This window comes from Paenibacillus nanensis (assembly GCF_003583765.1).
GTDB classification, from domain to species: Bacteria; Bacillota; Bacilli; order Paenibacillales; family Paenibacillaceae; genus Pristimantibacillus; species Pristimantibacillus nanensis.
Genome location: NZ_QXQA01000009.1, coordinates 199,838 through 212,641, shown reverse-complemented (window position 1 = coordinate 212,641; position 12,804 = coordinate 199,838). Strand labels below are relative to the sequence as shown.

Below are 12,804 nucleotides of genomic sequence, written 5' to 3'. Positions count from 1 at the left end.
ATGAGGTGATGGCATGACCATTCAATGGTTTCCGGGTCATATGACCCGCGCCAAGAGACAAATCCAAGAGAAATTAAAGCTGATCGACATTGCGATCGAGCTGCTTGACGCAAGAGTGCCGCTATCGAGCCGAAATCCGATGGTTGACGATATTTTACAAGGAAAACCGCGGTTGATCGTGCTGAACAAATCCGATTTGGCGGATCCGCGAGCGACAGAGCAGTGGATGGCGTACTTCGCTCATGAAGGACATGAATGCGTAGCGGTAGACTCGTCCACAGGCACAAGAGTGAATGAGATTCCGATCAAGGCGAAAGAAATTTTGCACGAAAAAATTGCAAAGCAAATCGCAAAAGGCATGAATCCGCGTGCGGTTCGGGGATTGATCGTCGGCATCCCGAATGTAGGCAAGTCTACGCTTATCAATCGTTTGGCCGGCCGTAATATTGCGGCGACGGGCGATAAACCGGGCGTTACGAAAGGACAGCAGTGGATAAAAGTCGGCACCGAAATGGAGCTGCTGGATACTCCCGGTATTTTATGGCCGAAGTTCGAAGACCAGCTGGTCGGTTACCGCCTGGCGATGACCGGCGCAATCAGGGAGCAAATTTTGAATATCGACGATATCGCTTTTTTTGCGGTAAGAGAGCTGGCAGGGCGCTACTGGAAGGTATTGAAGGAACGTTATGAGCTGGACAACGCGCCGTCGGATCCGGAGGACAATGAGCAAATTGTCCAAGTGATGGAGGATATCGGGCGCAAACGGGGCTGCTTAATGGGAGGCGGCCGCGTCGATCTGGAGAAAGCATCAGGTATTATTTTAAGGGACTTAAGAGCTGGAAAGCTTGGGCGTATTACGCTCGAAGCTCCTTATGATGATATGCCTGCCAGAGAAGTATAGGGTTAAGAGGAGAAACGGGGGAATAGCACGTGCTTCATTTAGAACGTGCGGTATGGGAAGAAGGCTATGCCCGAATTGCGGGCGTGGACGAAGTCGGGCGAGGCTGTCTGTTCGGGGACGTCGTTGCGGGTGCGGTTATTTTGCCGCCGGGGATCGAGATTGAAGGCATTAACGATTCCAAGAAGCTTTCCGAAAAAAAGCGGGAGCAGCTATACGACGTCATTTCGGAGAAAGCGGTCGCTTGGTCCGTAGCGCGTGTTGACGCCGAGACGGTCGACCGGATCAACATCAAGCAAGCTGCGCGTCTGGCGATGAAGCTGGCGGTAGAATCGCTTAGCGCTTCGGCCGATTATTTGCTTGTAGATGCCGAGAAAGTGGATTTGCCTCTGCCGCAGCAGGCCATTATTAAAGGGGATGCGACCAGCCAATCCATTGCCGCGGCATCCATTATGGCGAAAGTTACCCGAGACCGGCTGTGTGAAGGCGAATGGGAGGAACGTTTTCCTGAATACGGCATTGCTATACATAAGGGATACGCCACGAAGCTTCATCGCGAGCGGCTGCTGCAATACGGTCCAAGCGAGCTTCATCGAAGAACGTTCCTGCGCAAGCTGCTGGGTGAAATGGACCAAATGGATGAAATGAATGTAAGGAATGAAGAATGGTTGAAGGAAGGCTAAAGGCTTGTTTATCGGCGAAGAACGCCCTGTACGGGAGCGCGCTGATAAACAAGCTTTTTTATTGCTTCACTGCGCCCTTCAGGCAGGCGGCGTATTTGCCGATAAAGGATGTAGACAACTTTTTGAGGATGCGATTCACCGGCGGAGGAGATTACATACGTGAATATCAGTCAAATCATGAGAGGGCTTCTGGGCGAAGCGGTCAGCGGCGATGTTCGGGCGATGGAGCTCAAGATCGGTCAAATGGTTCGCGGCGTTGTGCTGCAGACGCTTGAAAATAACGAGGCTTTAATCCAAATCAACGGTGTGCAGGTGCGAGCCAAGCTGGAGCTGCCGCTCTCAGCAGGGCAAACTGCGCTGCTTCAGGTGCAGCCGGAATCAACAGGATCGCTCGTTGTGCTGAAAGCGGTAGATCCCAGCGTCTCTGGCTTGCTCGATGACACGTTCCGCGATTTGGCCAAAATGCTTGGCATGCCCGATCAAAAATGGGCTCTTGATATTATAAAGGATTTAAGAAAGGAAGGATTTCCGTTTAACCGGGCGACGGCACAGTCCTTTCAGGAGGCCGCTGCCGCAATGCCAAAAGGCGCGGATCAAGAGCAGTGGATGAATGCCGCCGCCGCTACATTCAAACGCGGACTTCCGATGACCGGCACAACGGTTGCCTCAATGGGGCAGACGATGTTCGGCAAGCCTGTCCATGAGCTCCTGGACACGTTGCAGCGTCAGCTTAGCGAGTTTATTGGCGCCGCTAACGAAAGTCTCGGCAAGGGCGAAGCGGCGGCTGTAAAGCAGGCGGGAGCACGCGTGTTGGCGTTGTTGGAGCAAGGCGCTGCAATGATGCGAGGCGCGCTCGCATCTCAAGACAATGAAACGTTAGGCGTATCGCGGGGTGGGAATGCACCCGGTCAATCGGCGTCGAACGAAGCGATGACGATGGTTCGCGGGAGTTCGCAGGCCTTGGCTGCGGCGGACGATCATGCTGCTAATGGGCATAGCGGCGGGCGAGGCGCGCAACCGGCAGGAGGCGGCTCCAACTGGCTCGGAGGCATGATGAAATGGCTCGGTGTCGACCATGAGCATCAGCTGGCAAAGGCCGCTACTGCGATCGCGCCGGCAGCGGCCCAATCGGAGACTCTCGTTAGCGGGCAAGCGAATCAGCCGGACGGGGGCATTTCGGCGAAGCCGGGTCAAGGCGCGGGACCAGGACAGGGCGTGGTGACGGAATCAGCAAATGGCGATTCTGAGACGAATATGCACGCAAACAATGCGGCTCTGCGTCAGCGCCTGGACGCCGTGGCAGGCGGGGGCTTGCCGAGAAGCGGTGAGGCGCTCCAGCCTGGCGCGGGGGAAGCGAGACCCGTACACCTTCAAGCCGGAAGTGGAGCTCATCTCGCGGCTGATTTGCCAATTTCGGGCGACGATATTTTGAACGGTACTCAGAATGCCAATGCTTCTGTCGAAACGTTAAAAAGCGCCCTTATGTCTTTGACGGGGGCAAACGACACGCCTGCCGCCATTAAAGAGACGGCTCAGCAGCTCGTTCAACAAATTACGGGGCAGCAGCTGCTGCTTACGCCGGAACGCAATAGCTCCGTATTCACGCATGTTACGATGTTTATCCCTTTCCAGGACGCAAAGGGAGGCTCTACGGCCTCCGTTCATATCCAAACCCGGCGCGGCAAGCGCGGGGAGCTCGATGCCGAGAATTGCCGGCTATTATTTAATTTAACGATGTCATCGCTTGGAGACACGCTGGTAGACGTCAATATTGCAGATAAAATCGTAAGTCTTAATATTTGGAACGATCATCCCGCCATTACAGAGCTAGTCGAGGGATCCAAATCCGAAATTGCAGATCGGCTGCAGGCAACGGGTTATCAGCTGTTGTCTCTGAGGACGACGCCGCTTCCGAAACGAAATGAGGAAGGGGCCGCAGCCGAGGCGCCAATGAAAGGTAAAATACCGGCGCCGCCCGATCTGTCGCAGTTCGCCTCTACGAGGTATAAAGGAGTGGACTTCCGGGCATGAGCACTAAAAATCATGAAGAACGTTCATCTATTCGGAAAGCGGTCGCCCTGAAATATGAGCCTGGCAAACGAAACGCTCCGGTCGTCGTCGCAAAAGGCAAAGGCCATATCGCGGATCAAATATTAGAGACGGCAAAGGATAGCGGCGTTCCGGTACAGGAGGACGCCTCCTTGGTCGAAGTGTTGTCCAAGCTTGATGTCGACCAGGAAATCCCGCCGGAGCTTTACACGCTTGTGGCGGAAATTTTAAGCTTCGTCTATCAATCCGACCGAAAAGCGAGGGATTGGAACGATGAGCGTTAACCGGCAGCGGCTTGGAAAGCTGGGTGAAGCGGAAGCCCGTAGGAGGCTGGAGCAGGAAGGCTATATCATCCAAGCAGTTAACTGGCGGTCTAGATTTGGCGAGCTGGATCTGGTCGCACAGCATGGCGAGAGGCTTGTTTTTATTGAGGTGAGGGCGAGGAGCGCTGCCAGCGGAGGACGCTATGGTACGGCGGCCGAGTCTGTAGATTTCAAAAAACAGCGTCAAGTCAGGAGCCTGGCGCAAGCCTATATGGCGGCAACGAATCAACGGGACGCCGCCATTCGCTTCGATGTCATTACCCTTACGATCGGGCTGGATGGCACCATCCAAGCTTACAGCCATTATGAGGCCGCATTTTAAAAACAAACGTGGAGTAAATGCGTATGTCCTAATCACTTAGAGCCCCTCTCGGGGCTTTTTTACTGCGCGTGTTCGAATCAATCTGGATATGTAAAAGATATCAGAAAGGAATTCGCTGCTTCGTGCCTCGTGATCGGACATCCAGCTTGGAGACAGATGGATGTCCTTGCATGTATTTTCGGAACAATCCTAAATTAGAGCTTAGGATCCAGCCGCCTGTATTGAATCGCTTCTGCCACGTGAATACTTTCGACCGAAGCGCTGCCTTCAATATCCGCAATCGTTCGGGCGAGCTTTAACAGCCGGTCATGGGCGCGCATGCTGATGCCAAGCACTTGAAAGGCGTCATCCATCAATTTGCGCGCGTCCGGTTTGAGATGCACCGCTTTTCGTAGTCCTTCCCCCGATAACTCACTGTTGCAGATGACTCCGTATTTTCGATTGCGCTCGGCCTGTAACGCCCGGGCGGCCGCGACTTGCCCGCGAAGCATCGCCGATGTCATAATATTCTCTCCTTGCTCCCGCTCGAAAGAGAGAGGTCTCGGCACCTCCAATTGAAGATCGAGCCGGTCGAGCAGAGGGCCGGACAGTCTGGCGCGATAGCGGGCAATGGCTGATGCGCTGCATGTACACCGCTTCTCGCCGAACTCATGGCCATAATAGCCGCAGGGACAAGGATTAAAGGATGCCGCAAGCATCAGGCTTGCCGGGAACTGCACCGTCGCCCGGGCTCTCGCTATCGTAACGATCCGGTCTTCCAGCGGCTGCCGCAGCAGCTCAAGAACCATCCGCGGAAATTCGGGAAGCTCGTCTAAGAACAGCACCCCGCGATGCGCTAGCGTCACTTCGCCAGGCTTCGGAATCGTTCCGCCGCCGATTAACCCGCCCGTTGAAATGCTGTGGTGGGGGGAACGGAACGGCGGGTTGCGCATCAAACCGCCAGCGCCTTCGGGCAGCTTTCCCGCCACGCTGTATATTTTCGTAACCTCAAGCGCTTCCTGCTCGGATAACGGAGGGAGGATGCCGGGGAGACGCCGGATCATCATCGTTTTCCCCGTTCCCGGCGGTCCACTAAGCAGAATATTATGCTTGCCGGCCGCTGCGATCAGCATCGCTCGTTTCGCTTGGTGCTGGCCGATGATGTCCGCGAAATCCTCCTGCTCCCGCTGTGTGCGGTCAGCTCTAGCCGACGAAGCTTGCGCGCGATTCGAGCCCTCATCATCGGACTCAAACTGCTCCCAATACGATGATAATCCGTTACGCGGCTTCAGCTCGTTTAAATGAGAGAGGGCATAAATCGCGATACCGGATATCCAGGCAGCCTCTCTACGGTTGCCTGAAGGCAGCAGCACTCGTTTCATGCCCATGCGTTGCGCCTGCTCCATCATGGCGAGCACGCCCGTTACGGGACGGATACCGCCGTTAAGCGAAAGCTCGCCAATCAGCAGCGTATCATGCAGCAGCTCGGGCTCCAGCTGACCGCTCGCCGTCAGAATGCCGGCAGCAATCGCGAGATCGAAGGCTGTGCCTTCCTTCCGTAAATCCGCCGGCGCCAGATTCACGGTAATGCGGTCCATAGGAAAGAAGAAGCCGCTATTTTTGAGCGCAGAGCGGACCCTCTCGACGGATTCCCGAACGGCGGGGTCGGGCAGCCCGACGATATTGACTTGAGGAAGTCCGCTGCTAATGTCAACCTCGACCGAAATGCTCTTGCCTTCAACGCCGATGACGCTGGCGCTATGAGTAAAACTGTACAAAAAAAAGCACCTCCATTGACTTTATGAAAGCCAATTCAGAAGGTGCTTCCTTACCGAATCCAATACTGTGATATGGATTAATAGTAACAAGCACCGCAATATCTGTCAAACAGGGAGATTCCTGGCGGTTAAAAGGCGGGAGATGGGCTATACTAGTTGGCGTGGCGGGGTTTAATCTCGTTTTGAGATGAAATTCATATCAAAAAAGCTTGCGCTTTCATGGAGAAAAATAAGGAATTGTACAAGCAAAAGTGCTACAATAGTAAAGGTTTTTGTACATATGACTGATTCGAGTCTGTGAAATGGAGGATTTCAACAATGAATATCCACGAGTATCAAGGCAAAGCGGTACTGAAACAGTATGGTGTAGTCGTGCCGGAGGGTAAAGTCGCTTTCTCCGTAGACGAAGCCGTTGCGGCAGCAGAATCGCTCGGAACGCCGGTTGTTGTCGTAAAAGCGCAAATTCACGCAGGCGGACGCGGTAAAGCGGGCGGCGTAAAGGTTGCTAAAAACCTGGACGAGGTACGCGCTTACGCAAGCGAAATTTTGGGCAAAGTGCTTGTCACTCACCAAACAGGCCCTGAAGGCAAAGAAGTAAAGCGCCTTCTCATCGAGCAGGGCTGCGATATTAAGAAAGAATATTATATCGGGGTCGTTCTTGACCGCGGCACTGGCCGTGTGACGATGATGGCTTCCGAAGAGGGCGGCACGGAGATCGAAGAAGTAGCGGAGCATAGCCCAGAGAAAATTTTCAAAGAAGTGATCGACCCTGCTGTCGGCATGCAAGCGTTCCAAGCCCGCAAGCTGGCTTACGCGATCAACATCCCTGGCGAGCTGGTGAACAAGGCGGTTAAATTCATGCTTGCTCTGTACACGGCTTTCGTTGAGAAAGACTGCTCGATCGCAGAAATCAACCCGCTCGTTGTAACTGGCGACGGCAACGTGATGGCGCTTGACGCGAAGCTGAACTTCGATTCCAACGCGCTTTATCGCCACAAGGATATTCTTGAGCTGCGCGACCTGGACGAGGAAGATCCGAAGGAAATCGAAGCATCCAAGTACGACCTGAGCTATATCGCGCTGGACGGCAACATCGGCTGTATGGTTAACGGCGCCGGTCTTGCGATGGCGACAATGGATATTATCAAATATTACGGCGGCGACCCGGCCAACTTCCTTGACGTAGGGGGCGGCGCTACGAAAGAGAAAGTAACCGAGGCGTTCAAAATCATCCTTTCTGACGAGAAAGTAAAAGGCATTTTCGTCAACATTTTCGGCGGTATCATGCGTTGCGACGTTATCGCGGAAGGCGTAATCGCCGCAGCGAGAGAACTCGGTCTGGACCGTCCGCTCGTCGTGCGTCTGGAAGGCACGAACGTCGAGCTTGGCAAAAAGCTGCTTAACGAATCCGGCCTGAACATCGTCGCGGCGGATTCCATGGCTGACGGCGCGCAAAAGATTGTCGCACTCGTAAAATAATGCAGCTTGCGCAAGCTGCTGACGATACGCATACGAATTCAATCAGGGGATGTGAGTTAAGTTGAGTATTTTGGTCAATAAGGATACAAAGGTCATCACTCAAGGCATCACCGGCAAAACGGGGATGTTCCACGCAAAAGGTGCTCTCGATTACGGCACGCAAATGGTCGGCGGCGTAACGCCTGGCAAAGGCGGCACAAACGTAGACATCACGCTCGAGAACGGTTCGGTTGTTTCTCTGCCTGTATTTAATACGGTTCTGGAAGCGAAAAAAGCGACGGGCGCTACGGCTTCGGTCATTTATGTACCGCCGGCATTCGCAGCCGACTCCATTATGGAAGCGGTAGATGCCGAACTGGATCTTGTTATTTGTATTACGGAAGGCATTCCCGTGCTTGACATGGTGAAAGTAAAACGCTATATGGAAGGCAGCAAGACGGTTCTCATCGGACCGAACTGCCCTGGCGTTATTACACCTGGCGAGTGCAAAATCGGCATCATGCCGGGTTACATCCATTCCGTTGGCCATGTAGGCGTTGTGTCCCGTTCCGGAACCCTTACCTACGAAGCGGTTCATCAGCTGACAACTCGCGGTATCGGCCAATCCTCCGCTGTCGGTATCGGCGGCGACCCGGTTAAGGGCTCGGAGTTCATCGATATTTTGAGCCGTTTCAATGACGACCCTGACACCTATGCGGTTATCATGATCGGCGAGATCGGCGGTACGGCTGAGGAAGAAGCGGCTGAATGGATCAAAGCGAACATGAAGAAGCCGGTAGTCGGCTTCATCGGCGGCGCAACTGCGCCTCCAGGAAAGCGTATGGGCCATGCCGGCGCTATCATTTCGGGCGGCAAAGGTACAGCAGCCGAGAAAATCGCAACGCTTGAAAGCTGCGGTATTAAGGTTGCTCCGACTCCGTCTGAAATGGGCTCCACGCTTGTAAGCGTGCTGGAAGAGAAGGGCCTTCTTGAAAAGTGCATTACTCGCAAATAACATAAGCTTTCGATAAGGTAAGCAACCTTTCGACACCTCTATAATGGGTGTTCGGGAGGTTGCTTTTTTTAATTTTCGGCATATAAATTTACGGCTCGCTTGCATTCTGCTGCTCTGTAACGCACAATAGGAAAGGAATGCTGGCCGGCCTTTATGAAAGGGTTGGCGCAAATGGATTTTGAGCAACAATTATGCAGACAAATGATTATCGCTTTTTATGAGCTTCCCGGGATCGGTTGGCACGCCGTTGATAAAGCGGTTCGTCACGAGCTGTGGAAGAAGGACTCCTGGTCGGTCGAAGATCTGCTTGCCATCGGCTTGAAACGGGATCAAGCGGAGACGGCTGCGAAGCTGTTCAGGGAGGAGCCTTGGAAGCTGACAAGGAAGGAGTCTCCCGCCGTACGCCAGGCAGGCGCCGTCACTTTAACGCCTTACGATGCGGGTTATCCTTCCATCCTCCGGGAGAATGCGCAGCCGCCTTGGGTGCTCTATGCCAAAGGCAGGCTTGAGCTGCTTGAACGTCCGGCCGTAGCGATCGTTGGGACGCGTGTTCCGACCGCCTATGGCAGACATACGGCTGCCCAGACGGCTCAGGAGCTTTCAGAAGCGGGTATAACGGTCGTAAGCGGATTGGCTAAGGGTGTGGACAGCTTCGCTCACGAAGCGTCTCTGATGGGGCCTGGGGGCACCATCGCCGTATTGCCTACTCCCATCGATACATGTTATCCTCCGGAGAATGACTCGTTGTTCCGCAGAATCGCCGAGCATGGCTTGCTGATTTCCGAAACCCCGATCGGTACGAAGCTGCATCCCGGGCAGTTCCATCAGCGTAACCGCATTATTGCCGCTTTGTCTCGGGCAACGATTGTGGTGGAGGGCGCTCGCAAAAGCGGATCGCTGATCACAGCCAAACACGCGCATGATATGGACCGCGAGCTGTTCGCGATTCCCGGTCCGATCTCGTCGCCAAAAAGCGAAGGGCCAAACGAGCTGATACGAGAAGGGAAAGCTCGCCTCTTGAGCGCAGCGGAGCAAATTTTCGACGAGCTTCCTTGGCTTCGAACGCAAGCAGACCGGTATGTCCCATCCTGCGGGACGGATGGCAAAGGCGAGGGGAAGCAAGGCGAGCCGCTTGGCGTAGAGGAGCAAAAAATCGTAGCGCTGCTGCAGGATCAAGCTCTAAGCATCAACGAGCTGCATGAGCTCTCCGCTATTCCGTTTGGACATTTGAACGCACTTCTGCTAAATTTATGTATAAAACGGAAGATCGAGCTTCAGCCTGGATCCATATATATAGCATTGTAACTTGTCGTAAAGAGAGGAGGCACCTCACGTGGCAGATTCCTTAGTTATCGTCGAATCACCGGCAAAGGCCAAGACGATCGGAAAGTATTTGGGCAGCAAATATATCGTCAAAGCTTCAATGGGGCATATTCGTGATTTGCCGAAGAGCCAGACCGGGGTTGAAGTCGAGAACGGCTTTAATCCTAAATATATTACGATTCGCGGTAAAGGCAACGTGCTCAAAGAGTTGAAGGATGCCCGCAAAAAAGTAAAAAACGTATATCTCGCGGCCGACCCCGATCGCGAGGGGGAAGCGATCGCGTGGCATTTGGCCCACTATTTGGAATTGAATGAGACGGACACGTGCCGTGTCGTATTTAATGAAATAACGAAGCAAGCCGTAAAGGACGCTTTCAAGCACCCGCGAAAAATTAATATGGACCTTGTTAACGCCCAGCAAGCGAGAAGGATACTGGACCGTCTTGTCGGCTACAAAATCAGTCCTTTATTATGGAAGAAAGTGAAGAAGGGACTCTCAGCCGGACGGGTGCAATCGGTCGCTGTGAAGCTGATCATTGACCGTGAGAATGAAATTGAAGCTTTTGTCCCGGAAGAATATTGGTCGATTACCGCTAAGCTCGTATTTAACGGAGTTGGGTTCGAGGCGAAATATTATTCCATTGGCGGCGAAAAGCGCGAGCTTTCGAAGGAAGCTGATGTGCAGGAAGTGCTGAAGGCGATGGGCGAGCAAGCCTTTACCGTCGTCGAAGTGAAGGAGAAGGAGCGTCTCCGTAATCCGGCGCCTCCGTTTATTACTAGCTCCTTGCAGCAGGAGGCGGCACGGAAAATCGGTTTCCGGGCTTCCAAAACGATGTCCGTCGCTCAACAGCTGTACGAGGGCGTTGAGCTCGGCAAAGAAGGGACAGTCGGTCTCATTACGTATATGAGAACGGACTCCACGCGGATTTCGCCGGTAGCTCAAGAGGAAGCCAAGACGTATATCGTGGAGAAATACGGAGCGGACTACGCGCCGGAGCAGCCGCGGGTATATACGAAGAAAAACAGTAACGCCCAGGACGCTCACGAGGCTATTCGTCCAACCTCGATCTATCGCGACCCGGAGTCGATGAAGCCTTTCTTGACACGGGATCAGCTTCGTCTATATAAGCTTATTTGGGAACGTTTCACGTCCAGCCAAATGTCTTCTGCCGTGCTGGATACGATGACAGTCGATCTGAAAGCAGGGAGCACTGTTTTCCGCGCGAATGGCTCCAAGATTAAATTCGCGGGCTTCATGAAGGTTTACGTGGAAGGGAACGACGACGGAACGGAAGAGGAGCACAAATTCCTTCCTCCGCTTAAGCAAGGCGATTCCGTGAAGACGGATGACATTGAGCCGAAGCAGCATTTTACGCAGCCGCCTCCGAGATACTCGGAAGCCCGCCTCGTTCGCACGCTTGAGGAGCTGGGGATCGGCCGTCCGAGCACGTACGCGCCGACTCTTGAAACGATTCAAAAGCGCGGCTATGTAGCGATTGAGGAGAAAAAGTTTATCCCAACCGAGCTGGGCGAGTTAGTGAATCAGCTTATGGAAGAATTTTTCCCCGAAATTCTGGACGTTGAGTTTACGGCGAACATGGAGGATAACCTTGACCACGTCGAGGAAGGCACGGCGGATTGGGTGAGGGTGCTGTCCGACTTCTATGAATCGTTCGAGAAACGTCTAGAGGTTGCCGAAGAGGAAATGAAGGAAGTCGAGCTTCAGGACGAGGTTTCCGATGAAATCTGCGAAAAGTGCGGCCGCCATCTTGTGTACAAGATGGGCCGCTTCGGTAAGTTTTTGGCCTGCTCGGGCTTCCCGGAATGCCGAAACACAAAGCCGATCGTGAAGGATATCGGCGTCAGCTGCCCGAAATGCGCCGAAGGCAAAATTATCGAGCGGCGCAGTAAGAAAGGCCGGATATTCTACGGCTGTGATCAATATCCTGGCTGCGACTACGTTTCTTGGGATAAGCCGACTGGCAAGTCTTGCCCAAGCTGTGAAGCCGCGCTTGTCGAGAAGCGCAACCGAAGCGGCGCTAAGCTGCAATGCGTCTCTTGCGACTATTCGGAAGAGATTCTGGAAGACGATCAAGAAGAGCAGGCATAATGCTGCACAGCGAGCCGCTCAGCTATTAACTGCCGTTATAGGTCCGCATAACGCAACCAGCCCCTACACGTCCTCCCTTCACAGGGAGGATGATGTTGTTATAAGGCCCCAACCCTAAAGGGAGTTCGTACCCTCCCAAACCCTCCTTGGAAGGGAGGGCCCCAATGAGCTGCGCCCCTCTGGACACCCGTCTGAAAAACGTCAGAGTTACAAAGTGGGGACATGCTGATTGGGTTAGGGGAAGAAGACATGCTGGTGGGTGGCTAAAATGTTCACTACGCTGCACATCAGAGCAAGGTAAGCGCGTTATACGAGCTTTGTTGCTCTGGAAGGCGTCGACAGAGCAAATAAGCCCGCCACACGAGCTTAAATGCTCGGGGTTGCGTCCCACAGAGCAAATAGGTAGCCACACGAGCTTAAATGCTCAGGAAGGCGTCCCACAGAGCAAATAGGTACGCCACACGAGCTTAAATGCTCGGGAAGGCGGCCAACAGAGCGAATAAGCCCGTCACACGAGCTTAAATGCTCAGGAAGGGCGCCAATAGAGGAAATAGGTACGCCACACGAGCTTAAATGCTCGGGAAGGCGGCCAACAGAGCGAATAAGCCCGTCACACGAGCTTAAATGCTCAGGAAGGGCGCCAATAGAGGAAATAGGTACGCCACACGAGCTTAAATGCTCGGGGTTGCGTCCCACAGAGCAAATAGGTACGCCACACGAGCTTAAATGCTCGGGGTTGCGTCCCACAGAGCAAATAGGTACGCCACACGAGCTTAAATGCTCAGGAAGGCTGCCCACAGAGCAAATAGGTACGCCACACGAGCTTAAATGCTCTAGGAGATGGCCGACAGAGCAAATAAGCACGT

General features: G+C 53.7%; 10 protein-coding genes. 9 read left to right on the top strand and 1 reads right to left on the bottom strand.

Annotation, left to right across the window (positions count from 1 at the left end):
* Positions 1–13: 13 nt before the first annotated feature.
* The 5 genes from ylqF to D3P08_RS15605 all read left to right on the top strand — a co-directional run bounded on the left by ylqF (position 14) and on the right by D3P08_RS15605 (position 4,275).
* Positions 14–901: a ribosome biogenesis GTPase YlqF gene (gene ylqF, locus D3P08_RS15625; protein WP_119600628.1), complete on the top strand. Its 888-nt coding sequence runs from the start codon at positions 14–16 to the stop codon at positions 899–901.
* A gap of 29 nt (positions 902–930) precedes the next feature.
* A complete protein-coding gene (locus tag D3P08_RS15620; protein WP_119600627.1) occupies positions 931–1,581 on the top strand; it encodes a ribonuclease HII in 651 nt (216 codons plus the stop codon).
* A gap of 159 nt (positions 1,582–1,740) precedes the next feature.
* Positions 1,741–3,612, top strand: coding sequence for a hypothetical protein (locus D3P08_RS15615; RefSeq protein ID WP_119600626.1), 1,872 nt, complete (start codon positions 1,741–1,743; stop codon positions 3,610–3,612).
* Positions 3,609–3,914 (top strand): EscU/YscU/HrcU family type III secretion system export apparatus switch protein, encoded by a 306-nt coding sequence (locus D3P08_RS15610; RefSeq protein ID WP_119600625.1) that lies wholly within the window; start codon positions 3,609–3,611, stop codon positions 3,912–3,914. The genes D3P08_RS15615 and D3P08_RS15610 overlap by 4 nt, the downstream gene beginning before the upstream one ends.
* Positions 3,904–4,275, top strand: coding sequence for a YraN family protein (locus D3P08_RS15605; protein ID WP_119600624.1), 372 nt, complete (start codon positions 3,904–3,906; stop codon positions 4,273–4,275). The genes D3P08_RS15610 and D3P08_RS15605 overlap by 11 nt, the downstream gene beginning before the upstream one ends.
* Before the next feature lie 194 nt (positions 4,276–4,469).
* Here D3P08_RS15605 and D3P08_RS15600 read toward each other — a convergent pair whose 3' ends face one another.
* Positions 4,470–6,032: a YifB family Mg chelatase-like AAA ATPase gene (locus tag D3P08_RS15600; protein ID WP_119600623.1), complete on the bottom strand. Its 1,563-nt coding sequence runs from the start codon at positions 6,030–6,032 to the stop codon at positions 4,470–4,472.
* 318 nt (positions 6,033–6,350) lie between these two features.
* Here D3P08_RS15600 and sucC point away from each other — a divergent pair, with 318 nt between their 5' ends.
* The 4 genes from sucC to topA all read left to right on the top strand — a co-directional run bounded on the left by sucC (position 6,351) and on the right by topA (position 11,938).
* Positions 6,351–7,511 (top strand): ADP-forming succinate--CoA ligase subunit beta, encoded by a 1,161-nt coding sequence (gene sucC, locus D3P08_RS15595; RefSeq protein ID WP_119600622.1) that lies wholly within the window; start codon positions 6,351–6,353, stop codon positions 7,509–7,511.
* A 61-nt stretch (positions 7,512–7,572) separates the two neighbouring features.
* Positions 7,573–8,505, top strand: coding sequence for a succinate--CoA ligase subunit alpha (sucD, locus tag D3P08_RS15590; protein WP_119600621.1), 933 nt, complete (start codon positions 7,573–7,575; stop codon positions 8,503–8,505).
* A 171-nt stretch (positions 8,506–8,676) separates the two neighbouring features.
* Positions 8,677–9,810, top strand: coding sequence for a DNA-processing protein DprA (gene dprA, locus D3P08_RS15585; RefSeq protein ID WP_119600620.1), 1,134 nt, complete (start codon positions 8,677–8,679; stop codon positions 9,808–9,810).
* 28 nt (positions 9,811–9,838) lie between these two features.
* Positions 9,839–11,938, top strand: coding sequence for a type I DNA topoisomerase (topA, locus tag D3P08_RS15580; RefSeq protein ID WP_119600619.1), 2,100 nt, complete (start codon positions 9,839–9,841; stop codon positions 11,936–11,938).
* Positions 11,939–12,804 lie beyond the last annotated feature (866 nt).